25 protein-coding genes are annotated in these 23799 nt (G+C 70.3%); 4 read left to right on the forward strand and 21 right to left on the reverse strand.

The genetic code is table 11. The annotated features are described in order from the left end of the window. Positions 1-10 precede the first annotated feature (10 nt). The 3 genes from BM109_RS37875 to BM109_RS37885 all read right to left on the reverse strand — a co-directional run bounded on the left by BM109_RS37875 (position 11) and on the right by BM109_RS37885 (position 2998). Positions 11-1147 carry a PAS domain-containing sensor histidine kinase gene (locus tag BM109_RS37875; RefSeq protein WP_093354925.1) on the reverse strand — a complete coding sequence of 379 codons (1137 nt, stop codon included), beginning with the start codon at positions 1145-1147 and terminating at the stop codon, positions 11-13. Next, positions 1144-1959: an alpha/beta fold hydrolase gene (locus tag BM109_RS37880; RefSeq protein WP_093354928.1), complete on the reverse strand. Its 816-nt coding sequence runs from the start codon at positions 1957-1959 to the stop codon at positions 1144-1146. The genes BM109_RS37875 and BM109_RS37880 overlap by 4 nt, the downstream gene beginning before the upstream one ends. Before the next feature lie 91 nt (positions 1960-2050). After that, complete coding sequence (locus BM109_RS37885; protein WP_093354930.1) at positions 2051-2998, reverse strand: LysR family transcriptional regulator; 948 nt, start codon at positions 2996-2998, stop codon at positions 2051-2053. Positions 2999-3101: 103 nt separating this feature from the next. Between BM109_RS37885 and BM109_RS37890 the strand changes: the two genes are divergently transcribed. From BM109_RS37890 to BM109_RS37905, 4 genes are read left to right on the forward strand one after another with little or no spacing between them, the layout of a single operon-like run. Beyond that, complete coding sequence (locus BM109_RS37890) at positions 3102-4079, forward strand: Bug family tripartite tricarboxylate transporter substrate binding protein (RefSeq protein ID WP_093354933.1); 978 nt, start codon at positions 3102-3104, stop codon at positions 4077-4079. A 49-nt stretch (positions 4080-4128) separates the two neighbouring features. After that, on the forward strand, positions 4129-5505 hold the full coding sequence (locus BM109_RS37895) for an MmgE/PrpD family protein (RefSeq protein ID WP_093354935.1): 1377 nt from the start codon (positions 4129-4131) through the stop codon (positions 5503-5505). A 13-nt stretch (positions 5506-5518) separates the two neighbouring features. Beyond that, positions 5519-6604: an isocitrate/isopropylmalate dehydrogenase family protein gene (locus BM109_RS37900; protein ID WP_093354938.1), complete on the forward strand. Its 1086-nt coding sequence runs from the start codon at positions 5519-5521 to the stop codon at positions 6602-6604. Positions 6605-6618: 14 nt separating this feature from the next. After that, entirely contained in the window at positions 6619-7614 is a 996-nt protein-coding gene (locus tag BM109_RS37905; RefSeq protein WP_256223050.1) for a quinone oxidoreductase family protein, read from the forward strand. 3 nt (positions 7615-7617) lie between these two features. On the opposite strand, the gene BM109_RS37910 is transcribed toward BM109_RS37905, so the two are convergent. From BM109_RS37910 to BM109_RS37985, 18 genes are all read right to left on the reverse strand, one after another. Further along, positions 7618-7809 (reverse strand): hypothetical protein, encoded by a 192-nt coding sequence (locus BM109_RS37910; RefSeq protein WP_093354942.1) that lies wholly within the window; start codon positions 7807-7809, stop codon positions 7618-7620. Continuing rightward, positions 7810-7971, reverse strand: a complete 162-nt coding sequence (locus tag BM109_RS41425) for a hypothetical protein (protein ID WP_177239572.1) — start codon at positions 7969-7971, stop codon at positions 7810-7812. It lies immediately after the preceding gene. Then, entirely contained in the window at positions 7968-8522 is a 555-nt protein-coding gene (locus tag BM109_RS37915; RefSeq protein WP_093354946.1) for a hypothetical protein, read from the reverse strand. The genes BM109_RS41425 and BM109_RS37915 overlap by 4 nt, the downstream gene beginning before the upstream one ends. A 205-nt stretch (positions 8523-8727) precedes the next feature. Then, positions 8728-10191 carry a serine hydrolase gene (locus BM109_RS37920; RefSeq protein WP_093354950.1) on the reverse strand — a complete coding sequence of 488 codons (1464 nt, stop codon included), beginning with the start codon at positions 10189-10191 and terminating at the stop codon, positions 8728-8730. Between the two features lie 48 nt (positions 10192-10239). Continuing rightward, positions 10240-11664 carry a heavy metal sensor histidine kinase gene (locus BM109_RS37925; RefSeq protein WP_093354954.1) on the reverse strand — a complete coding sequence of 475 codons (1425 nt, stop codon included), beginning with the start codon at positions 11662-11664 and terminating at the stop codon, positions 10240-10242. Continuing rightward, on the reverse strand, positions 11661-12341 hold the full coding sequence (locus BM109_RS37930) for a heavy metal response regulator transcription factor (RefSeq protein WP_093354956.1): 681 nt from the start codon (positions 12339-12341) through the stop codon (positions 11661-11663). The genes BM109_RS37925 and BM109_RS37930 overlap by 4 nt, the downstream gene beginning before the upstream one ends. Before the next feature lie 75 nt (positions 12342-12416). Beyond that, on the reverse strand, positions 12417-13202 hold the full coding sequence (locus tag BM109_RS37935) for an alpha/beta fold hydrolase (RefSeq protein ID WP_093354959.1): 786 nt from the start codon (positions 13200-13202) through the stop codon (positions 12417-12419). Positions 13203-13330: 128 nt separating this feature from the next. Then, entirely contained in the window at positions 13331-14116 is a 786-nt protein-coding gene (locus tag BM109_RS37940; protein ID WP_371269444.1) for a class II aldolase/adducin family protein, read from the reverse strand. Between the two features lie 18 nt (positions 14117-14134). Beyond that, complete coding sequence (locus tag BM109_RS37945) at positions 14135-15238, reverse strand: ABC transporter substrate-binding protein (RefSeq protein ID WP_093354963.1); 1104 nt, start codon at positions 15236-15238, stop codon at positions 14135-14137. 37 nt (positions 15239-15275) lie between these two features. Next, complete coding sequence (locus tag BM109_RS37950; RefSeq protein ID WP_093354965.1) at positions 15276-16115, reverse strand: ABC transporter permease; 840 nt, start codon at positions 16113-16115, stop codon at positions 15276-15278. Continuing rightward, positions 16112-16879, reverse strand: a complete 768-nt coding sequence (locus BM109_RS37955) for an ABC transporter ATP-binding protein (RefSeq protein ID WP_093354968.1) — start codon at positions 16877-16879, stop codon at positions 16112-16114. The genes BM109_RS37950 and BM109_RS37955 overlap by 4 nt, the downstream gene beginning before the upstream one ends. 34 nt (positions 16880-16913) lie before the next feature. Next, on the reverse strand, positions 16914-17732 hold the full coding sequence (locus BM109_RS37960) for an enoyl-CoA hydratase/isomerase family protein (protein ID WP_093354973.1): 819 nt from the start codon (positions 17730-17732) through the stop codon (positions 16914-16916). A gap of 12 nt (positions 17733-17744) precedes the next feature. Next, complete coding sequence (locus BM109_RS37965; protein WP_256223051.1) at positions 17745-19874, reverse strand: acetate--CoA ligase family protein; 2130 nt, start codon at positions 19872-19874, stop codon at positions 17745-17747. Further along, positions 19871-20878, reverse strand: a complete 1008-nt coding sequence (locus tag BM109_RS37970; protein WP_093354976.1) for an acrylyl-CoA reductase (NADPH) — start codon at positions 20876-20878, stop codon at positions 19871-19873. The genes BM109_RS37965 and BM109_RS37970 overlap by 4 nt, the downstream gene beginning before the upstream one ends. Positions 20879-21049: 171 nt before the next feature. Continuing rightward, positions 21050-21985, reverse strand: coding sequence for a LysR family transcriptional regulator (locus BM109_RS37975; RefSeq protein ID WP_093354979.1), 936 nt, complete (start codon positions 21983-21985; stop codon positions 21050-21052). Between the two features lie 57 nt (positions 21986-22042). Then, positions 22043-22210 carry a hypothetical protein gene (locus tag BM109_RS41430; protein WP_177239573.1) on the reverse strand — a complete coding sequence of 56 codons (168 nt, stop codon included), beginning with the start codon at positions 22208-22210 and terminating at the stop codon, positions 22043-22045. Positions 22211-22238: 28 nt separating this feature from the next. Next, positions 22239-22439, reverse strand: coding sequence for an MbtH family protein (locus tag BM109_RS37980; RefSeq protein ID WP_057591017.1), 201 nt, complete (start codon positions 22437-22439; stop codon positions 22239-22241). Between the two features lie 36 nt (positions 22440-22475). Next, positions 22476-23789 (reverse strand): glycosyltransferase, encoded by a 1314-nt coding sequence (locus tag BM109_RS37985; protein WP_093354981.1) that lies wholly within the window; start codon positions 23787-23789, stop codon positions 22476-22478. Positions 23790-23799 lie beyond the last annotated feature (10 nt).

Below are 23799 nucleotides of genomic sequence, written 5' to 3' on the forward strand. Positions count from 1 at the left end.
ATCCCCGGTGCTATGAAGGCAGGCCCTCGGCATGCGCGGGAAAGCGCAGGCCGAACGAAGTGCCATCGGCCACCGTCGACGTCACGCTCATGTCGCCGCCGTGGGCGCGCGCGATCTCGCGGACGATGAAGAGGCCCAGCCCGACGCTGCGCACGGTGTTGCTGCCGGTCTCGCCGCGGACCATGGGTTCGAACATGTCGGCCAGCACCGCCTCGGAAATGGGCGCGCCGAGATTGCGCACCACGATCTCGGCCGTGGCGCCGGCCACGCTCGAACGGACGAACACGGGCGTGTCGACCTGGCCGTAGGCGGCCGCATTGCTCACGAGGTTGCCGATCAGCTGCGCCAGCCGGTCGGCGTCCGCCACGCAGGCGCTGTCGCCTTCGGACGCGAACTCGATCGTGCGGCCCGGATAGGCCAGCCGCAGCTCCGACAGCGCGCCGTCGACCACCTCGTGCAGGTCGACCGCCCGGCGGTTGACCGTGAGCCCCTGGCCCACGCGCGCCTGGGTGAAGTCGAGCAGCTCCTCGATCAGCCGCTGCGCCCGCTCGGCCGAATTGCGCACATGCCCCAGGATGCGGGTGCGGCGTTCGCCGTCCACGCGCTCGAGCATCTGAACCCCCATGAGAATGGCCGACAGCGGGTTGCGCAGGTCATGGCTCACGATGCCGACCATCTGCTCGGCGAACAGCGCCCGGTCGCGCATCAGGCTGCGTGTTTCGCGCTCGGCTTCGAGCAGCGCATCGGCCTTGCGTCTGGCGCCCATCAATTCGCGCTCGTAGCGGTTGCGGTCCTCGGCGACGAAGGCCGCGATCTCGTCGAACTCGCCTTCGGGTCGTTGGCGCCGGCGGGCGTTGAGGATCATGGGGATCGTTCGTCCGTCGCGATGGCGCAGGTCGAACTTCACCTCGGCCAGCGATCCCTGCATCTGCAGCGAAGGCGCCCAATGCGTCTGATGGAAGATCCGGCCGCCCATCGTGAAGAGCTCCTGCAATCGCTTCGCGCCGACGAGCTCGTCGCGAGGGATGCCGATCCAGTCGCAGAACGTGCCGTTGGCCTTGACGATCGTGCCGTCGAGCCTGGTCACGATCAAGCCGCACGGTGCCTCGTCGAAGAGGCCGGCGAGGTCGGGGATGGCCTGCGTCATCCGGCTCGGGCCCGCGGCAGCGCATCGAGGAAGGCCTCGATCGCATCGCAGCACGCATCGGGCGCGCTCAGGTGAGGGCAATGGCCGACGTTCTCGACGACGCGCAAGGTGCTGTGGGGCACGACCTCGTGGACGTAGCGGCCGACGACCGGTGGCGCGATCAGGTCCTCGGACGACTGGATGATGAGCGTGGGCGTGCGCAGCTTCGCCAGGTCTTCGCGGTTGTCGGACAGGAAGGTGACCCTGGCGAACTGCTTGGCGATGTCGGGATCGGTGCGGCAGAAGCTCGCCGAAAGCTCTTCACCGAGTTCCGGGCGTTCGGGCACGCCCATGATGGCGGGCGCCATGCTGCTCGCCCAGCCGAGGTAGTTGCTGTCGAGCGTGTCCAGCAGCGAGTCGATGTCCTCGCGCGCGAAGCCGCCCACGTAGTCGCCGTCGTCGATGTAGCACGGCGAAGGGCCGATCATCACGTTCGCCGCGAAGGTGCCGGGCGACTTCAGTTCGGCGAGCACCCCGATCATGCCGCTGACCGAATGGCCCACGAAGATCGCCGGCCCCACGGCCACGTCGCGGACGACCTCGAGCAGGTCGTCGGCATAACCCTCGAGGCTCGAATACTTCGCGCCATCGTAGGCATCGAGGTCCGATTGGCCCGCGCCCACCAGGTCGAAGGTCACCACCTTGTAGCGGTCCGCGAACCGTGGCGCCATGAGCCGCCACATGTTCTGGTCGCACCCGAATCCATGGGCGAAGACGAGTGTCGCCGGTCCCGAACCCTGCATCCGGATGTTGTTTCGATGGTGGACGTTCATGAAAAGCTCAGACGGAGTCTGAGGCGAAGAGGTGGCGGGAGCAGCCAGAAGTATCCATTTTGCGCCGATTCGGTGAATGCCAGGCGCTGGCTCAAGGCCGGCGCGCGCGTGTCGATGTCGGAGCCTTCGCCGGCCTGGCCGGCTTGACGCTCGAGCGACTCGCCAGCGCGAGCATTTCGAGAAACGCCGCCGCCGCCGGCGACAGGCTGCGCCCCGCACGCCGGATCACGCCGATGGTGCGCCCGATCTCGGGCCGCTCGAGCCGCACGCCGACCACCGCGGCCGGCTTGCGCGGCAGCGTGAGCTGCGGCACCACGGCCACGCCGAGGCCGTTCTCGACCATGCCGATCAGCGTGGAGACGTGGCGCACCTCGCACACCGGGCGCGGCAGCGGCGGCAGCTCGGCCAGGGCCTGGTCGATGAACAGGCGGTTGCGGCTGGCCTGCGAGACGCGCGCATGCGGGTACTGCGCGAGTTCCTCCCAGCCCACGGACTTGCGCCGCGCCAGCGGGTGGTCCGCGGGGCAGGCGAGCACATAGGGTTCCTTGAGCAGCGGCGTGAACTCCACCTCGGGGTCCTGCATGCCGATGTAGTTGAGCGCGAAATCGGCCTCGCCCTGCTTCACGCTGGCGAGCACCTCGTCGGCACCCTCCTCGATGATGCGCACCAGCACATGCGGATGGCGTGCGCGGAAGGCCTGGATCACGGGCGGCATGAAGTGGTGCACGGTCGACAGCACGCAGCCGATGGTGACGTCGCCGGCCTCGAGCTCGGCCGCGTCGCGCAGGCTCAGCACCGAGCGATCGAGGTCGTCGACCAGGCCGCGGATCTGGCCGAGGAAGCGCCGGCCCAGCAGGGTGAGCTCGACGCTGCGCGTGGTGCGGTCGAACAGGCGCACGCCCAGCAGCTCCTCGAGGTGCGAGATGCGCCGCGACAGCGCGGGCTGCGACAGGTGCAGGGTGCGCGCCGCCGCGGCGAAGCTCTGCAGCTCGCCCACGGTGACGAAGGCGCGCAGGTCGGCCAGCGAGGGCTTCAGCATTTCAGCTCACTCATGCAGTTCATGCAATAAACCCCCAAAAACTTGCAATTTACTGCAATGACGCCCAGGCAGAAGATGCGCGGCAGAACAAGGAGACACCGACATGCAACGCCGCCAACTGCTGCTGACCGCTTCCGCGGCCTCGGCCGCCATCGTGATGCCCCGCTTCGCGATCGCGCAGGACTTTCCGAGCAAGCCGATCCGCTACATCGTGCCGGTCGCCGCCGGCGGCGGCAACGACATGATCGCCCGCGTGGTCGCCGAACGCTGGGGCCGCGCGCTGGGCCAGCCCTTCGTGATCGACAACCAGAGCGGCGGCGGCGGCGTCGTGGCCTGCCAGAACACGGCGCGCGCCGCGGCCGATGGCTACACGCTGATGCAGGGCTATGTGGCGACCCACGGCACCACGCCCGCGACGCGCCGCGTGAGCTACAACGCGATCAAGGACTTCACGCCGATCGGCATGATCGGCGCCACGCCCAACGTGCTGGCCATCAATGCCGACGTGCCCGCGAAGACGGTGGCCGAGTTCGTCGACTACGTGAAGCGCAACCCCGGCAAGGTGAGCTACGGCTCGGCCGGCGCGGGCTCGCTCACGCACATGACGATGGAACTGTTCAAGCAGGAGACCGGCGCGGTCATGGTGCACGTGCCGTACCGCGGCATCGCGCCGGCCATCAACGACGTGCTCGGCGGCCAGACCCAGGCCATGTTCCCGGGGCTCGCGGCGGCGCTGCCGCACCTGCGCTCGGGTCGCATGCGCGCGCTGGCCGTCACCGGCAGCAAGCGCAGCGCGCAGCTCAAGGACGTGCCGACCATGGACGAGGTCGGCTTCAAGGGCTTCGACGCGATGCAGTGGTACGGCTCGGTCGGCCCGGCCGGCATGCCGGCCGACGTGGTGCGCCGCCTCAACGAGACCCAGGTCGCGGTGCTCAAGGCGCCCGACCTGGCCGAGAAGCTCGCCAGCGAGGCCGTCGAGCCCTGGCCGATGACGCCGGACCAGTTCGGCAAGTACATCGGCTCGGAGATCGCGCGCTGGACCGCGCTCGCCAAGGCCCGGAACATCCAGCTCGACGAGTAGGCCCGGCCGGCTCCCTTTCCTTTTCTCAACGCAACCAGCAAGAACTCCAGTGGCCCGCAACACGCACGTTTCCGCCGACACCTCGGCCCCTCCCGTCACCGCCATCCTGGCCCGCTTCGTCGCCACGCATCCCTCGCGCGGCTGGAGCGACGCGGTCGAGCGCGAGGCGCACCGCACCTTCTACAACTGGCTCGGCTGCGCCATCGGCGCCGCGCGCCACGAGGCGGCCGAGGCCGCGATCGCCGCCGTGCGCATGCTCGAGCCGGCGCCGCAGGCCAGCGTGCCGGGCCGCGCCGACAAGGTCGACATGGCGAGCGCGGCACTGCTCAACGGCATCACCTCGCACACCTTCGATTTCGACGACACGCACCTGAAGACCATCATCCATCCGGCCGGCCCGGTCGCCTCGGCGCTGCTCGCACTCGGCGAGCACCGCGGGGCCTCGGGCCGCCAGCTGATCGACGCGCTGGTGCTCGGTATCGACGTGGCCTGCCGCATCGGCAACACCATGTACCCTGACCACTACGACCGCGGCTGGCACATCACGGGCTCGACCGGCATGCTCGGCGCGGCCGCGGGTTGCGCGCGGCTGCTGGGGCTGGACGAACACCGCACGGCGATGGCGATCGGCATCGCGGCCTCGCAGCCCGTGGGCCTGCGCGAGCAGTTCGGCACCATGACCAAGCCCTTCCATCCGGGCGCCGCGGCGCGCGCGGGCCTGATGTCGGCGCTGCTCGCGAGCCAGGGCTTCACGGCCAGCGAACGCGCGCTCGAGGCGCCGCGCGGTTTCGTGCAGGTGGCTTCCGACAAGCGGGCCTGGCACGAGGTCACCGACGAGCTCGGCGAGCGTTTCGAGATCTCCTTCAACACCTACAAGCCCTTCGCCTGCGGCATCGTGATCCATCCGAGCATCGACGCCTGCGTGCGGCTGCGCGCGCAGGGCATCGCGCCCGAGGACGTGGAGCGCATCGAGCTGCGCGTGCATTCGCTGGTGCTCGAGCTCACGGGCAAGAAGGAGCCGAAGGATGGCCTGCAGGGCAAGTTCAGCGTCTACCACGGCTGCGCCGTGGGCCTGATCCATGGCCGCGCGGGCGAGGAGGAGTTCTCGGATGCGATGGTCAACGACCCGCGCGTGGTTGCGCTGCGCAACCGGGTGCAGGCGGTGGTCGACGACGGCATCGCGGAGGAGTCGGTGCACGTGAGCGCGCTGCTGCGCGACGGCCGGCGCGTCGAGGTGCAGGTCGATCATGCGATCGGCTCGATGCACAACCCGCTCTCCGATGCGCAGCTCGAGGCCAAGTTCGACGCGCTCGCGGTGCCGCTGCTCGGCGCGGAGCGTTCGGGCCGGATCACCGAGGTGTGCCGCACGCTGGCCGCGCTGCCCGACCTGCGCACGCTGACCGCACTGACCGCGCCTTCGGCTTGAACAGGAGGCACGCATGACGAACCAAAGCATTCCGGCACTTCGCATCGGCATCCTCGACGGCGACGACATCGGCCACGAGATCGTGCCCGCCTCGGTCGACATCGCGCGCGCGGCCGCCGAGCTGCACGGCGTGGCCATCGACTGGCATCCGCTGCCGATCGGCGCACGCGCGCTCCAGACCCACGGCCACACCCTGCCGCCGGGCACGCTCGAGACCCTGCGCACGCTCGACGGCTGGCTCCTCGGGCCCATCGGCCACCGCGGCTATCCCAAGGGACCGAACGCGATCAACCCGCATCCGATCCTGCGCAAGACCTTCAACCTGTTCGCCAACGTGCGGCCCACGCGCTCGTACCCGGACATCGGCTGCCTGCACGACGGCGTCGACCTGGTGATCGTGCGCGAGAACAACGAGGGCTTCCAGCCCGACCGCAACATGGTCGCGGGCTCGGGCGAGTTCCGGCCCAACGACGAGGTCACGCTCTCGGTGCGCGTGATCACCCGCACCGGCAGCCGGCGCGTGGCGCGCGCGGCCTTCGAACTCGCGCGCCAGCGCCGCAAGCATCTGACCTATGTGCACAAGGACACCGTGTTCAAGCTCGGCTGCGGCATGTTCGTCGAGGAGTGCAGGAAGCTCGCCGAGGAGTACCCCGACGTGCGCGTCGACGACGTGATCGTCGACACCTTCGCGATGCGGCTGGTGCGCGACCCGCAGAGCTTCGATGTGGTGGTCACGACCAACATGTTCGGCGACATCCTCTCGGACGAGGCGGCCGGCCTGGTCGGCGGCCTCGGCATGGCGCCGGGGCTGTGCATCGGCGACGGCGACATCGCGATGGCGCAGGCCACGCACGGCTCGGCGCCCGACATCGCGGGCCAGGGCATCGCCAATCCCTACGCGATGATCGAGTCGACGCGCATGCTGTTCGACTGGCTGGGCCACAGCCGCGGCAACGAGGGCGCGGTGCGCATGGCAACATCGATGTCGCGCGCCACCACGGCCGCGCTGGCCGATCGTTCGGCGCGCACCGGCGACATCCGCGGCAGCGGCAACACGGTGGCGTTCACGCAGGCCGTGCTGCGCAACCTGAGTGCCTGAAGGGAAATCTCTCGATGACCGAAGTGGCCACCATGCAGTCCTTCTGGATGCGGATGAGCGAGGCGGGCGGCGTGCTCGAGCAACGCGAGGTGCCGGTGCCCACCGCGGGCCCGGGGCAGTTGCTGGTGCGCCTGCATGCGGCATCGCTCAACCGCGGCGAGTTCCTGGCGAGCCACGGCGCTTCGGGTGCCTGGCGCCCGGCCGGCGGGGAGGGTGCAGGCAGGGTGGTCGATGTTGGAAATGCCGTTAGTGGATTTCAAGTCGGCGATCGCGTGATGGGCCGCTGCGCCGGGGCCTTCGCGGAGTACGCGCTGATGGAAGCGGCCGAGGCCATGGCCGTGCCGCAGGCACTGTCGTGGGAAGAGGCCGCGAGCATTCCGCTGGCCTTCCTGGTCGCGTTCGACATGCTGGTGCTGCAGGGCCGGCTGCAGCCCGGCGAATGGCTGCTGGTCAACGGCGTGTCCTCGGGCGTCGGGGTGGCGTCGCTGCAACTGGGCAAGGCGCTCGGCGCGCGCGTCATCGGCACCTCGGGCTCGGCCGACAAGCTCGCGGCCCTCGCGCCGCTGGGGCTCGATGTCGCGCTGCCCACCCGCGCCGCCGATTTCGCGCCGGCCGTGCTGCAAGCCACCGAGGACAAGGGCGCGAACCTCGTCGTCAACACGGTCGGCGGCTCGGTGTTCGCCGAGAACCTGCGCGCGATGGCCTTCGAGGGGCGGCACGCGACCGTGGGCCATGTCGACGGCGTGCTGCATGCCGAGCTCGACCTCGAGGCCCTGCATGCGCGGAGGCTCACGCTGTTCGGCGTCTCGAACAAGCTGCGCACCAAGGCCCAGCGCGCCTCGGGCGTGCCGCGTTTCGTCGCCGAGGTGCTGCCGCTGTTCGCGGCCGGCCGCATCCGGCCGCGCATCGACCAGGTGGTGGCGTTCGCCGAGCTGCCGGCGGCCAAGGCGCGCATGGAGGCCGGCGCACACGTCGGGAAGATCGTGCTGCGCATGCCGGGAGCGGACTAAGACTTAGGGCACGACCGCGAGCAGCTTGATTCCAGCCTGCTCCAGCTCGTCGGCCAGAACGGTTTCTGCCACGAAGATCGCGGCCCCCTCGTAGCGCAGGGCCGCAGTCGCGTCGAACAGCTCGGCGACCACGGTCTCGGGCGGTGTGCCGGCGGGAAGATCGAAGATGCCGTTGCCCGCGATGCTGTCGATCACCTACTGGCGCCCTGACTGCATGGCCAGGGCGAGCGACTGGACGCAGAGGCTGCTGAGGTCGGGTTCTTCCACGAGGTACTTGAAGGCGTACTCGATGTCGGTGTTCGCGACCCGCGCGACCCATCGTCCTTGCCCGATCTCGAGAATCAGCAGGTCGTTCATGGCTTGCCTCCCGTGTAGTCGCTGATGGTCACGGTCAGGTCGAGCGCCGTGTGCCACGACTGCGCGCGGCCGATGGCCGCGAGGCCGCCGACGTGCCCGTCGGCGAAGAAGGTCCTGGGGTCCGACGGATCCGACCCCGAGCGCGCCCATTGCGGATCCCGGCCCGGGTTGTTGTCCCAGCACACGTCCCAGTACGGACGCTTGCCCATGCCGAAGACCTGCACCGGCGCGACGATCCGCACGCCGAAGCGCACCGGGATCTCGGGGCTGTACCAGGTGACGTAGGCGTTGTTGGCGCCGTCGGCGATCCACGAGAACGCGATCTGGCAGATGTCGAGCGTCTCCATGCCCGAACGGGCCTTGAGCACCGGCCCTGGCGAAGAGGTCACGCTGCCGAGCGCGAAGTCCTTGGTGTAGCCGGTGACGTCGCGCCGCAGCTCGAACTTCGAGTAGTTGACGAAAGTGATCTTGATCTCGCCGCTGTCGACGGCCGCGCTCGGGGCCAAGGACGCGTTGGCGACGATGTCGGGCGATAGATGCATGTCGGTCATGGAATTGCTCCTCCTGCTCTGCAATCGGCCTGTGCGATGGTGCGAAACGCGGGCCCGCTTTTCTCTGGTGAAGAAGCGCGGCATTTCGCCGGTCCCGGTGAGCGGCCGAGGAACTCGCCTGGACATCGCGGCAAGCGTAGGCAGGCCGGTCGATGCGGGGAATCCCCGAAACCAAGTAAACGCCCGGGCGGGCCGGGCGCAACCCTCAGGCGTGTTCCGTGCGCACGAACACGATGTCCTTCACCAACGGCTCGAACGGCACGCAGAGGCTGGCGATGTTCGCGTCGCGATCGGTCAGGAAGCTCAGGGGCAGCCCGTCGGGCAGCAGCGGGTGCAGCGCCGCGGGCAGCTCGAAGGTTTCGTGGTGGCGGTGGCGCAAAGCGGCGGACAGGCCGCGCCATGACCAGTGCAGCGTTGCGTCGCGCGCCTCGATCGTCATGAGGCCATAGGCCGGGTGCAGGTAGTGGCCGGCATAGGCTTCGAGCGCGTGGGCCGGTCGGGTGCCCGGGTGGCGCGTCCGCGCCTGCTCCGCCTGATGGGCCTGCATCCAGGCCAGCGACTGTTCGCGCTGCACGCGGCCGCGGTCGCGCCAGTCGATCGGTTCGCGGCCGCGCAACCGGTCGATGACATGCCAGGTCAGGGGCCTGGCCACGCCCTCGTTCGGGCTGCGGTTGGTCAGCACGGCGATGCCGATGCCGGCGTCCGGCACCAGGGTCATCAGCGCGCCCCAGCCGGGCAGGCCGCCGCCATGAAAGACCAGCCGATCGCCCCGGTAGCTGTGGCAGCGAAAGCCGAAGCCGTAGTGCGCTTCGCCGAACTCGCCGCCGGCCGAGTTCGGGCAGTGGACGTGCGGTGCATGCAGCAGGTCGACGAGCGCGGCCGGCAGCAGGCGCACGCCATCGATCTCGCCCCTGCCCAGATGCAGGCGCATCCAACGCGCGAGCTCGGCGACCGAGGTGCTGATCCCGCCCGCGGCGACGGGCCGGAACGGAAGGCGGGGCGCGGGTCGCCGCACGTCCTCGCGCACCATGTAGGGCCGCGCCGGCTCGGGCGAAGCCTCGAGCTCGTCGAGCGTGAAACCGAGCGTCATTCCGAGCCTGTCGCCCAGCCGCGCGCGGATGAACGCTTCGTACGTGGTGTCGCCGACGCGTTCGATCAGCAGCCCGAGCACGTTGTAGCCGAGGTTGCTGTACTGGTGGGCGGTGCGGATGTCGAGGTTGGGCTCGAGATGCCGCATGTCGGCCATCATCCGGGCCGGCGAGCGGTCGCCGGGGAGGTACATCCAGTCGTGCGCCGGCAGGCCGCTGTGGTGCGTGAGCAGGTCGCGCACCGTGATGCGTTCGGTGGCGACCGGGTCGTGCAGGCGGAACTCGGGCAGGTAGTCGCGCACCGGCCGCGTCCAGTCGAGGCGGCCCTCGTGGTGCAGGAGCGCGAGGGCGGTCGCGGTGAAGGACTTGGTGATCGAGCAGATCAGGAAGCGGGTCGCGGCGGTCACGGGCAGGCCCGACTCGAGGTCGCGCTGTCCGTAGGCTCTGGTGAGTACGACCTGGCCGTCCTGGACGACGGCGAGCGCGGCGCCGGGCACTTTCCAGTCGGCCATGAGAGCGGGGGCGAGGCGATCGAGTTCGGAACCGAGCGCCGCCATCGATGGGCCGGAAGAATGAACCATGGTCGAGCTCCTCGCCTTCGCGTGCGCAACGCTGGCGTGCCGTGAATTTTATCGAGCCTGTGGTCTCGCGCGGGCGCCTTGCTCGGGCGATGCGGCCGTCTGGCGCTGCAGCGTGAAGCCGATCTCGGTACGCCCCGCCGCGCCCTGCACGAAGGTCTCGCCTCCATGCATGCGCGCAATGGCGCGCACGATCGCCAGCCCGAGCCCGAAGCGCTCGCCCGTCCGGGGTCGCGAGCTGTCGCCGCGCCAGAAGCGCTCGAACATGTGCTGCCGCATCTCTTCCGGAATCGCATCGCCGGGGTTGGCGACCGTGATGCGCGCGCCCTCCGGCAGCGCCTCGATGCGCAGGCCGATCACGGCCTCCTGCGGCGCATGCCGCGATGCGTTCGTCAGCAGGTTCACGAGCGCGCGGCGCAGCAGCACGCGGTTGACCGGCACCGAGGCATCGCCCTCGATCTCTAGCCGCTGGCGCTTCTCCTCGAGGAAGACCTCGACGAACTCGCCGACCTGCCGCGCCTGCTCGCCCAGCGAGAGCTCGCGCAAGTCCTCGGCCGCGTCGCCGCGGTCGGCGCGCGCGAGGAACAGCATGTCGTTGACCATCGAGCCCAGCGTGCGCAGCTCCTCGAGGTGCGACTCGAGCACCTCGCGCATCTCGTCCTGGGGCCGGTCGCGCGCGAGCGCGAGCTCGGCGCCGTTGATCATGATGGCCAGCGGCGTGCGCAGCTCGTGCGCCACGTCGGCATTGAAGCCCTCGAGCTGGGTCCACGCGTCCTCCATGCGCGCCAGCACCTCGTTGAAGCGCTGGGCCAGAGGCAGCAGCTCGGTGCTGTCTGCCGGCAGGGTCAGCCGCTGCGACAGCCCGCCGGGGCGTATCACCGAGGCCTCGCGCGACAGGTCCGCGAGCGCGCGCAGACCGCGCCGCGTGGCGATGGCGCCGAGCGCCACGGTGCACAGCACGCCGAGCGCGCCGACCAGCAGGCCGTAGTTGTCGTAGCGGTCGAGCATCTCGGCGCGCGGCCGCGGGTCCATGCCGATCAGCACCTGCGCACCCGGAAAGATGGCGTGCTCGTCGAGCCGGTAGTGCGCGCCGCGCAGCACCACGCCGTCCTGCCGCTGCAGCCAGACCTTGTTGCCTTCGCCGCGCAGCGTGGGCGGCATCGGCTCGGCGCCGTAGAGCATCTCGCCGTCACGCGCGATCAGCCACACGTTCCAGCGGTAGCGCCCCCCCACGCTGGTGGCCGCGAGATGGCGTCGCAGCATCGGCAGGTCGGCCGGCGTGCGCACCTCGTCGATGAAGTGCTGCACCACCTCGGTCTTGCCGCTGAGGTCCGAGCGCTCGTCGGCGATCAGCACCTGCTCGAGCGCCTTGTGCAGCAGGTAGCCGGTGGCCGCGAACACCGCGACCGCGACCACCGCCAGCATCAGCACCAGGCGCGCCGAGATCGACCCGAAGCGCACCCGCGGTGCCTTCACGCGGACTCCAGCACGTAGCCCATGCCGCGCACGGTGCGCAGCATCGGGGTCTCGAAGGGATCGTCGAGCTTGGCGCGCAGGCGGCGCACCGCCACCTCGACCACGTTGGTGTCGCTGTCGAAGTTCATGTCCCACACCTGCTCGGCGATCACGGTGCGCGACAGCACCTCGCCGCGGCGCCGCATCAGCAGCGCCAGGATCAGGAACTCCTTGTTGGTCAGCTCGAGCGCCTGGCCGCCGCGCGAGGCCTTGCGCCGCGCGAGGTCCAGCTGCAGCTCGCCCAGGGTCAGCACGGTGGGTTCCGAGGTGCCGCCCGAGCGCACGCCGCGTCGGCGCAGCGCGGTCAGGCGCGCCAGCAGCTCCGAGAACGCGAAGGGCTTGACCAGGTAGTCGTCGGCGCCATCCTGCAGGCCGCGCACGCGGTCCTCGACCTGGTCGCGCGCCGTCAGCATGAGTACCGCCACGTCCTTGGTGGCCCGGATCGCCTTGAGCACCGCGAAGCCGTCGAGGCCGGGCAGCATCACGTCGAGCACCACGATGTCGTATTCGCCGTTGACCGCGAGATGGCGGCCATCGATGCCGTCGGCCGCGACGTCGACGACGTAGCCGTTCTCGGTGAGTCCCTTGCGCAGGTAGTCCGCCAGCTTGGGATGATCTTCGACGACGAGCACGCGCATGTTGTGTCCTTCCGGGGCCGCCGCCGGCGGCTCGACCGGCGCGGCGGTTCCGCAGTCTATCGCCGGGCCGCGCGTTCAGCGCCGGCCCTGCGCCGCCTTCACGATCAGGTCGGCCACCGCCTGGGGCTGCGACAGCAGCGACACGTGGCTGGCGTCGAGCTCGACCGTGCTGGCCTTCATGCGCTGGGCCATGAAGCGCTGCAGCTCGGGATCGATGGTGCGGTCCTGGCGCGAGACGGCATACCAGGTCGGCTTGTCGTGCCAGGCCGCCGCCGTGGTTTTGGCGGTGGTGATGGCGCGCGCGAACGGTTGCTGCACCGCGTAGTAGGCCAGTGCCTCGGCCGGCGGCAGGTCGCCCGCGAAGTCCTTCACGAAGGCCGGTTGGCTCAGCGAACCCCAGCCGTTGGTGTCCCACTGCAGGCCGGCACCGGCGGGCGCGGCGGCGAACTTGCGCGTGAGAGCCGGGTAGTCCTCGCCGGCATCGGGCGCGCGCGCCGCGATGTAGACCAGGCCCGCCACGTGCGGGTCGGTGCCCGCCTCGCTGATCACCATGCCGGCGTACGAATGGCCGACCAGCAGCGTGGGGCCGTCCTGCTGCGCCAGCACGCGTTTGACCGCGTCGACGTCGTCCTGGAAGCCGCTCAGCGGGTTCTGCACCGAGGTCACGTGCAGGCCCTGGGCCTGCAGCAGCGGAATCACCTTGCCCCAGCTCGAGCCGTCGGCATAGAGGCCGTGCACCAGCACCACGTTGTGGACGGCGACCGGCGCCGAAGGCGCCGTCTGCGCACTGGCGGCGGCCGCGGAGAAGACGCCGGCGAGGGCGATGGCCGCGATGCGGCCCATGAGGGTTCTGCGATGCATGAAAAGCTCCAGGTTCTGGCGGCGCCGGCTGCGGCGCCGAGGGTCTTGCAGTGACGACCGGCACTGCTCTGGAGCGGACTGTGGCGCCAGGCCATCGACCTGGATCGCACATTTCGATTACAAAAATGTCATCTGGCCGGCGCCAGCCGCTGCAGCATGGCGTGCCAGGCCCGCTGGTCGGGATCGGTCTGCCCCTTCATGCGGTTGCCGTCGCCGCTCTCGAGCTGCCGCAGCGTCTTCTGCCGGATGGCTTCGGGGATCTCGCGCACGGGCCGCCCGGTCGACAGCACCGCGATCTGCGCCCGGCAAGCCTTCTCGAGCGCGAGCATGGTCAGCACCGCGTCCGCCACGCTGCGCCCCACGGTCAGCAGGCCGTGGTTGCGCAGGATCAGCACCTTGGCGCTGGCACCGAGGTCGGCCACCAGGCGCTCGCGTTCGTCGAGGTCGAGCGCGATGCCCTCGAAGTCGTGATACGCCACGCGCTGGTGGAACAGCAGCGACCACTGGTTGAGCGGCAGCAGCCCTTCCTCGAGCGTCGACACCGCCACGCCGGCCACCGTGTGGGTGTGCAGCACGCAGGCGGCATCGTGGCGCGCCGCATGGATCGCGCTGTGGATGGTGAAGCCCGCGGGGTTCACGTCGTGCGGCGAGTCCTCGAGCTGGCGGCCCTCGAGGTCGATCTTCACCAGCGAGCCGGCCGTGACGTCACGAAACAGCAGGCCGAAGGGATTGATCAGGAACTGGTTCTCGGCATCGGGCACGCGCGCGGAGATGTGCGTGTAGATGCTGTCGTCCAGGCCGTGCAGCGCGATCAGCCGGTAGGCGGCCGCGAGGTCGCAGCGCACCGCGATCTCGGCCTGCGAGCGCTTCGGTCCCGCGGCGTCCGCCGCATAGGCACCATGCATCGGGATCATCGTTCGCGCTCCTTCGTCTCAGGAGATGGCACAGGCCTTGGCCTGGCGGATCACCGCTTCGTGGTCGTAGCGGTCCACGCGCTCGGCGAAGCCGGGCGTGCGGATCACGAAGGTCTCGGGCGCCACCTTCCGGTCGATCACCTTGTTGTCGAACAGGAAGTCCTGCATGCGCTGGAAGCCGGCCGCATCGACGCGGCCCCAGGCCTGGCCGCCGTCGAGCCGCCGTGCCTTGTCCATCGACCCGACCACCGCCGCCACCAGCCGATCGTCGTTGCGCGCCAGCGTGGCCTCGTCGGCGCCGGTGGGCTTGCTCTGCGGGAAGCGCTTCCAGTGCAGCTGGCGCGCGCACTGCGGATTGGTGGCGGTGAACAGGCTGGCCTTGGCCACGCCGCGCGCGATGGCCTCGACCATCGCCGGGTCGCTGTCGATGATGCGCTGCGTGGTCGCGAGGCTGAAGTCGGCGAAGGTCTCCCAGGCGGGGTCCGACAGGTAGCGAAGCCGGCCGCCGGCATTCTCGAAGCCCACCAGCGCCGTGTGCCAGAACATCAGCCCCTGCACCCGGTTGGCGCGCAGCGCCTCCAGCGCGGGCGCGCCGGTGCCCACGGCGACGATGGTCACGTCCTTGTCGGGATCGAGGCCGCCGGCGCGCAGCAGCGCCTTCAGCATCGGCAGGCCGCCACTGGCCAGGCTCACGATGCCGATGTTCTTGCCCTTGAGGTCGGCCACCTTCGCGACCGGGCCGTCGGCCTGCACGCCCACGGCCCAGTCGAGCACGTTGTTCACGCTGATCGCGCGGATCGGCAGGTTGTTCATCACGTTGGCCTGGATCAGGGCGCCCGCGCTCATCTGCGACAGCGCGATGCTGCCCGCGGCCAGCTGCTGGACCGTCTGCAGCGAGCCGGGCGTGGCCACCACCTCGACGTCGTAGCCCTCGTCGCGCCAGTAGCCGAGCGCCAGCGGCATCATGAGCCAGGGATAGGCCGCGTTGAGCACGCTCACGCCGCCGACGGCCAGCGTGACCTTCTTCAGGGGCTTGGCGCTCTGGGCCGATGCGTGCAGCGCGCAGGCCAGGAGCAGCAGCAGGAGGGCGCGCAGGCCGCCGGCGAGGATGCGAGTGGTCATGAGAACTCCAGGGTGAAGTGCGAAGGGAAACCGGGGCTCAGGCGCCGAGCGTGGCGTCCTTCTGCGTCTCGAGCCAGAACACGACCCGCTTGCGGGCGTACTTCATGACCGCATGCAGCACGATGCCCATGGCCGACAGCAGGATGAGGATGGCGAACATGCCCGCCGTGTCCATCGAGAAGGTGCGCTGCAGGATCAGGTAGCCCAGCCCCGCCTGCGCGCCGACGAACTCGCCGACCACCGCACCGATCACCGACAGCACGATCGACACGTCGAGGCCCGCGAAGATGTAGGGCAGCGCATGCGGCACGCGTGCCATGCGGAAGATCTGCCAGCGCGTCGCGGTGAAGGCCCGCAGCAGCTCGATCTGGTCCGCCGGCGCCGCGCGCAGCCCGACGATGGTGTTGGCCAGTGCCGGAAAGAAGGCGATGGTGGCGGTGATGATCACCTTCGAGGTCATGCCGTAGCCGAACCAGATCACGAACAGCGGCGCGATCGCCACCTTGGGGATGGTCTGGAACGCGACGATGTAGGGATAGAGCGTCTTCTCGACCAGCACGAACTGCGACACCAGCGAGCCCAGCACCAGCCCGAGGCCCGCGCCGACCGCGAAGCCCGCGAGCGTCTCGTAGGCGGTCACGCCGAAGTGGTAGGTGAAGGCGTTGGAGATCAGTCCGCCCCACAGCGCCAGCGCGACCGCCGAGGGCGGCGGCACCACGAGCGCGGAGACGTCGAGCGCGCGCACCGCGAGCTCCCAGCCGCCGACCACGACGACGAACAGCGCGATGGCCAGCGGGATCTCGGGCCGGGCGATGCGCCGCGCGGGAGGCGCCGAAGGCGCGGCGGGCAGCACGGTGGAAGCGGTGCGGGTGTTCATGCGTCGAGTGCTCCGAGCGAATGGAAGTGCCTGCGGATGGCCGAGACGTAGCCGCCGAAGCGTTCCGAATTGATCATCTCGAGCCGCCGCGGGCGCGGCAGGTCGATCGGCAGGATCTCGGTGATGCGGCCCGGCCGCGGCGACATCACGACCACGCGGTCGGCGAGGAACACGGCCTCGGGGATGCTGTGCGTGACCAGCACCACCGTCTTGCCGCTCTCCTTCCAGATGCGCAGCAGCTCGAGGTTCATGGTCTCGCGCGTCATCGCGTCGAGCGCGCCGAAGGGCTCGTCCATCAGCACGAAGGCCGGGTCGTGCACCAGCCCGCGCGAGATGCCCACGCGCTGCTGCATGCCGCCCGAGAGCTCGGACGGGTACTTGCCCTCGAAGCCCTCGAGGCCCACCAGCTTGAGCAGCGCGCGGGCGCGCGGCTCGTAGACCTTGCGGTCCAGGCGCTGGATCTCGATCGGCACCATCACGTTCTCGAGGACCGTGCGCCAGGGCAGCAGCACCGGCGCCTGCAGCACCACGCCGACGTCGCGGCTCGGTCCGTCGAGCGGGATGTCGCGCGCCTTCACCGAGCCCGAGCTGCGCCGCAGCGTGCCGGCCAGGATCTTGAGCAGGGTGGACTTGCCGCAGCCGCTGGGCCCGACCACGGTGACGAACTCGCCGTCGGCCACCGAGAGGTTCACGTCCTTCAGCGCGTCGATGTCCACGCCGTCGCGCGTGAGGTAGCGCTTGTTGAGTCCCGAGATCTCGATCATGGTGCGTGCCTTTCGAGGTGCGCCCGGCCTGGCCTCACTGCGGGCCTTCGAGCGCGAAGCGCGCGTCGCGCCACTTGAAGGCGGCCTTCAGGCCCTGCGCGCCGGCCACCTGGAAGAACTCGTCGGCCTCGGCCGATTCCGCCATCAGCACCAGCGTGAAGACCTCGGCGCCGTAGTCGATGGTGGACTGGAAGCCGCGCATCTCGTAGGCGCGGTTCAGCCCCATCTTGTTGAGCTGCATCGCGGGCGGCGGAATCATCGACAGCTTGGTCGCCAGCCGCCGGGCCTCGGCCAGCAGCTGGTCGGCCGGCACCACGCGGTTGGCCAGGCCGATGCGCTGCGCCTCCTGCGCGTCCACGCGATCGCCGGTCAGCAGCAGCTCCTTGGTCTTCTTCATGCCCAGCACCCAGGGCATGATCGCGTAGGGCGGGGCCGACTTGAACTGGATCTCGGGCTCGCCGAACTGCGCGGTGTCGGCGGCCAGCGTGATGTCGCAGACCATCGAGAGATCGCAGGCGCCGCCGAGGCAGAAGCCGTTGACGGCAGCGATCACCGGCAGCCGCGAGCGCCAGATGCGCGACCAGGTGTCGTTGCCCAGCTTCACGTGCTCGCGCCAGTCCTGCACGGTGGTGAACGGCTCCTCGCGCGGGCTGAGGTCGAAGCCCGCGCTGAAGGCGCGGCCCGCGCCGGTGACGATGAGGGCGCGCACGGCCAGGTTCGCCTCGAGGCTGTCGAGCGCATGCTGCATCTCGAGCAGCAACTGGTCGTCGAGCGCGTTCATCTTCTCGGGGCGGTTGAGCGTGAGCGTCGCGATGCTGCCGTCGATGGCGAGCTGGATGGCCTGGTAGTCCATGGGTACTTCCTTTCAGTTGAGCGTCGGTCCGCGCAGCTCGACCAGGGCGTCGAGCACGCGCACGCCCTGTCCCGCGGCAAGCACGGCGACCGGGTTGATTTCGATGGCCTCCACGAGGTCCGCATAGGCCGCGGCGATCTCCGACAGCCGCACCATCAGGGCCTCGAGGGCCGCGGCGTCGGCGGGGGGCGCGCCCCTGAAACCGTCGAGCAGCGCCGCCGCCCGCGTCGTGCGCAGCATCCGGTGCGCGCGTGCCGGGCTCACCGGTGCCAGCGCCAGCACCGAATCGCGCACCAGCTCGACCCAGATGCCGCCGGTGCCGACCACCAGCGCGGGGCCGAAGGGCGCGCGCCGCGAGGTGCCGGCGATCATCTCGATGCCGCCGCGCACCATCTCCTGCACCGCCACGCCGCGCAGGCGGGCCTGCGGCTGGTGGCGGCTCACGTCGGCCAGGATGCGGTCGAAGGCCGCGCGCACCGCGGCGTCGTCGGCCAGGCCCAGGGCCACGCCGCCGGCCTCGGTCTTGTGGGCGATGTCGGGCGACTCGATCTTCATCACCACCGGATGGCCGATCTCGCGCGCGGCGGCGACCGCCTGCTCGGCGCTGGTGCACAGGCGCTCGCGCGTCGTCGCGATGCCGTGGTCGGCGAGGAAGCGCTTGGCCTCGCCTTCCGACAGCGGCTCGCCGCTCGCGAAGCGGTCGCGCCAGGCGGGCTGCGGCTGCGAGAACGCAGGCTCGAAGGCCGGCTCGGGCTGCCAGCGGTGCCAGGCGAGCCAGTGCGCGATCGCCTGCAGCGCGGGGCGTGCGCCCTGCAATGCCGCGACGCGCGACGCGTGCAGCGGTGCGACGACATCTGCATGCATGCCGCCGCCGACGTTGCTGTAGAACAGCACGGGCTTCGAAAGCGCCTGGGCCGCCTGCGCCGCCGCCTGCGCGATCAGCCGGTAGTTGCCGGCCGCGCGTTCGCCGATGCCCGGCGGGCAGTCCTGCGAGATCGCGAGCACCGCCACGTCGGGATCGGCCGCGAGGATGTCGACGCATTGCCGGTACAGGCTGCCATCGGACACCGCTGCGCCGGTCACGTCGAGCGGATTGCTCGGCGTGGCGAACGAGGGCAGCACCTCGGCCAGGCGTTGCAGCGTGGCCGCGGCCGGCTTGGCGAAGCGCAGGCCGGCGGTCTCGCCGAGGTCGCAGGTGAGCGCGATCTCGCCGCCGCTCACGTTGAGCACCGCCACGCCGTCGCCCCGTGGTGCCCTGGCGCCGCTCTCGAACAGCACGCAGGTCTCGACGAACTCGTCCATGTCGTTCGCCACCACCACGCCGAGGCCGCGGAAGAAGTCGAGGTAGGCCTCGTCGGAGCCGGCCAGCGAGCCGGTATGCGCGGCCGTGGCCGCGGCGCCCTGGCTCGAGCGGCCCACGCGCAGCAGCACGATGGGCTTGCCGGCCGCGCGCATCAGCCGTGCGGCACGCGCGAAGCCTTCGGGGTCGCGCACGGTCTCCATGAACACCGCGGCGAGCTTCACCTTGGCGTCGCCTGAGAAGTGGGCGAGGTAGTCGTGGATGTCGAGCACAGCCGCGTTGCCGACCGAGACCATGTGGCTCAGGCCCAGGCGCCCGGTGCCGCCGAGCGCGATGCAGGCCGAGCCCGAATGCGACACCACCGCCACGCCGCCGGCGGGCAGCGGGTCGGGCGGCGGCGCGCTGTAGAGCGCGGTGCGCGCATGCACATCGATCAGGCCGAGGCAGTTGGGGCCGCACACCAGCAGGCCGGTCTGCGCATGCAGCTCGGCGAACTGCCGCTGCAGCGCCGCGCCCTCGGCGCCGAGTTCGGCGAAGCCGCTCGCGAACACCACCGCCGACTTCACGCCCTGGGCCGCGGCATCGCGCAGCGCGCCCATCACCTTGTCGGCCGACAGCGCGACCACGGCGCAATCGGGCACGCGCGGCAGCGAGGCCAGGTCGGGGTAGCAGTGCATCCCCTCGACCTCGGTGGCCGTCGGATGGATCGGGTAGATCTCGCCCGCGTAGCCGCCGTCGCGCAGGTTGCGCGCGACATAGGTGCCCATGGCATCGGCGCGCGGCGAGGCGCCCAGCACCGCGACGGCGGCGGGTCGGAACAGCGCCTGCAGGTTCATGCTCATGCGCGGCTCCCGGCGATGTGCGACGCATTGACGTCGACGCAGATGCGGCCGCGCACCTCGCCGGCCATCAGCTTGTGCGCATGCGCGATCACCTGCGACAGGCCGATCTCGTGGGCGATGTCGCCGAGCCGCAGTGCATCGAGCACATGCGACAGCCGCTGCCAGGCGCTGATGCGCTCGGCGCGCGGCGCCATCACCGAGTCCACGCCGCGCAAGGTCACGCCGCGCAGGATGAAGGGCGCGACCGAGGCCGGGAAGTCCAGCCCCTGCGCCATGCCGCAGGCCGCCACCACGCCGCCGTAGCGCGTGGCCGCGCAGGCATTGGCCAGCGTGTGGCTGCCGACCGTGTCGACCGCCGCGGCCCAGCGTTCGCGCGCCAATGGCTTGCCGGGCGCGGCGAGTTCGGCGCGGTCGATCACTTCGGCGGCGCCCAGGTCTTTCAGGTAGTCGGCCTCGGCGGCGCGGCCGGTCGAGGCCACCACGCGATAGCCGAGGTGGGCCAGCAGCGCGACGGCGATGCTGCCCACGCCGCCCGCGGCGCCGGTCACCAGCACCTCGCCCGCGCCGGGCCGCACGTGATGGCGCTCGATGGCCTGCACGCAGAGCATCGCGGTGTAGCCGGCGGTGCCCAGGGCCATGGCCGAGCGCGAATCGAGCCGGTCGGGCATCGGGATCAGCCAGTCGCTCTTCAGCCGTGCGTACTGCGCGAGGCAGCCGAACCAGTTTTCGCCGACGCCCCAGCCGTTGAGGATCACGCGGTCGCCGACGCGGAACTCCTCGCTGTCGCTGGCCTCGACCACGCCGGCGCCGTCGATGCCGGGAATCATCGGCCACTGGCGCACCACGGGACCGCGGTTCGCGATGGCCAGCGCGTCCTTGTAGTTGAGCGAGGAATGCTCGATGCGCACGGTCACGTCGGCCTGCGGCAGGACGGACCGGTCGAGCTCGACCTCGGCGGCTGCGAAGCCGCCTTCAGGCCGGGACAGATGGATGGCTTTGAACACGTGGGCTCCTGCTTTTTTGCTGCACTGCATCGAAAAACTCGATGGACACAGCGCGATGGGAAGCGCCACTCTATGAGCGAGGTCCGCTCTACTCAAGATCAATAAACGTCGATACGCGTTCTCTTTATTAGCGCATTGAAAGCGCGGCTCGGCGCCGCACGCTGGCCCCGTTCAACGTTCGCTGCGGGCCTGCAGCACCGCGGCCACGCTCTCGAGCAGCGTGAGGCTGGCCACCGACAGATGGCGTCCCTTGCGCACGCAGCACGACACCGCCTGCTTCTTCACGCGCGTGTCGCGGATCGGCACGAACACCGCATGCGGATAGTTGGGATCGAGCCCGTGCAGGTACTGGCTCACGATCGCGATGCCCAGTCCCGCCGAGGCCGCGCTGCGCATCATTTCGTAGGAGTCGGTGGTGAGCGCGATGCGCGGCTGGATGCCGACGCTGGCGAACATGCGGTCGATGGTCGGGCGCAGCGCCATGCTTTCGTGCGGCATGATGAAACCGTAGGGCGCGCAATCGGCCAGCCGCACCGAGCTCTTCGAGGCCAGCGGATGCTGGCGCGGCACCATGATGCAGGAGCCCACGAGGCAGCGGGCCTGCACCTGCAGGCCCGCATGCGGCGCGACGTTGTAGGCGATGATGAGATCGACCTCGTCGGCCATCACCATCTCCACCAATCGGGGCGACGCGGCCACCAGCAATTCGAAGGTGACCTGCGGATGCCGCTGGTTGAACGGCGTCAGCGTCTCGCGCAGCAGCTCGCGCGCGAAGCCCTCGTTCACGCCCATGCGGATGTTGCCGCGCTCCAGGCCCTTGAGCGCGTCGATCTGGGTCTTCGCCGCATTGAGCTCGTTCGCGATGGTGCGCACGTGCAGCAGCAGGATCTCGCCGGCGGCCGTGAGCTTGAGCCCCGAGCGGCCGCGGCCGCGTTCGAACAGCGGCGCCTCGACCTCGTCCTCGAGGTTCTTCACCTGCCGGTTGATGGCCGAGGCCGCGACATGCGTGACCTCGGCGGCCTTGCGGAACGAGCCGGCCTTCGCCACCTCGCGGAAGTAGTGGAGCGCGGTCGGGTTCTTGAGCTGGGCGGAAAATTCGCGGGACATCGCGGGCCTCTTGGAAATCCTGTGGCGAGGCCGATGCTATGCGCAGATGTCCAGGCGCTATTCCGCGAGCCGCTTCTTTCCGGCCTCGGCCTTCCGGCGGCGGGGCTTGTCGGCGCGGCGCTTCTCCACGGCCGAGACCATGCCCGCGGCCTCGGGGCCCAGTGTCCGCAGCCGTCGCACATGGACCGCCGCGGCACTGCGGCTGCGCAGGAACAAAAAGATCATCGCCGGGGGCCCGATGCGATGGACGCGCTCAACGTCCCGCCAGCGAGAGCGGCCGCATGTCCTGCCAGTTCGCCTCGATGTAGGCGCTGCACGCGGCGCGGTCGGTGGTGGGCAGGGCCACGCGCCAGCCGGCGGGCACGGCGATGAAGGCGGGCCACAGCGAATGCTGGCCCTCGTCGTTGACCAGCACCTGGAAGCTGGCGTTCTTGTCGTCGAAGGGGTTGGTCATGGCGGTTCTTTCGATGGGGTGCGAAGGGGCTGGCGCTCAGGCCGCTTCGAGGGATTCGACGCGCGGCAGGGCCTCGAGCGCCTGCGCGATGCCGTGCAGCGCGCGGTGGCGCGCGAACTCCTCGCGCAGGGCATTCGCGCGTTCGCGGTAGCTGGGCGTGGCGAGCAGCTTGCGCACCGCATCGCCGACCTGCCGCGCCGCCGGCTGCGCGGTGCCGAGGTTGATTCCCACGCCCGACCAGGCCACGCGCGCGGCGATCTCGGGCTTTTCCTCCGAGCTGCCGGCCACCACCAGCGGCACGCCGAGGCTCAGCGCATGGTTGACCGAGCCGTAGCCGCCGTTGGTGACCATCGCATGCAGCTTGGGCAGCAGGCGATCGTAGGGCAGGAAGGGCAGCACGCGCGCATTGGCCGGCAGGTTGGCCGACAGGGCCGGCGGCACCGGGCCGCCGGTGGTGGCGATCACGAGCAACTTCGGATCGCCGGCCAGCGCCTGCAGCGTGGGGCCGATCAGCTGCGCGGGATTCTGGTTGGCCAGCGTGCCCTGCGTGACCAGCACGACCGAGCGGCCGTCGTCGAGTTCGTCCCACCACTCGGGCGGCGTGAAGTCGCGGCTGGCGGGTGCGAGCAGCGGGCCGACGAAGCGCACCGATGCCGGCAGGTCGCTGCGCGGGTATTCGAAGGACGGGCCCGTCAGCTGCAGGTAGAGGTCGGGCATGCGCACCATGGCATCGACGAAGAAGGCCGGCAGCGCGCCGGCGCCGAGACGCCGCAGCACGGCGTCGAAGTGGCGCTGCACGTCGCCGAACATCGCCTGCTGCAGGTTGGCGTTCATCGCCTTGTTGCGCGCGCGGCCTTCGGGCGTGGAGGACGGCGGCAGCGCGGTGCCGAAGAAGGCGGTGTCGCAGCTCGACAGCGGCAGCGCCGAGATGCCGACCGCGACCACCGCGGGCCGCTCGTCGCGCGGCCCCAGCAGCAGCGGGAAGGTGCCGCAGAACATGGTGTCGACCACGATGGCGTCGGCCTCGAAGTCCTCGAGGATGGCGCGCAGGCCCGCATGCTGCGCCTCGATCGCGTCGGCGAAGAAGTGCTTGAGGCCGAAGCACAGCTGCGCATGCGGCGAGTTCAGTCGGCGGCGCTCGGGGAAGCGTTCGTCGAGGTCGCGGTAGTCGCCGTCGATGGCGCGCGCGAAGGGCGTGAAGCTCGCGCCGGTCGCCTCGGCCTGGGCCCTGAACTGGCTCGCGGTGTGCACCCGCACCTCGTGGCCGAGGCCCGTGAGGTGCTGGGCGATGGCCAGCATCGGCAGGACGTGGCCGGGCAGGGCGGTTGCCGCGATGAGATAGCGTGCCATGGGATGTTCC

It is taken from the genome of Variovorax sp. PDC80 (genome assembly GCF_900115375.1).
Classification (GTDB): domain Bacteria; phylum Pseudomonadota; class Gammaproteobacteria; order Burkholderiales; family Burkholderiaceae_C; genus Variovorax.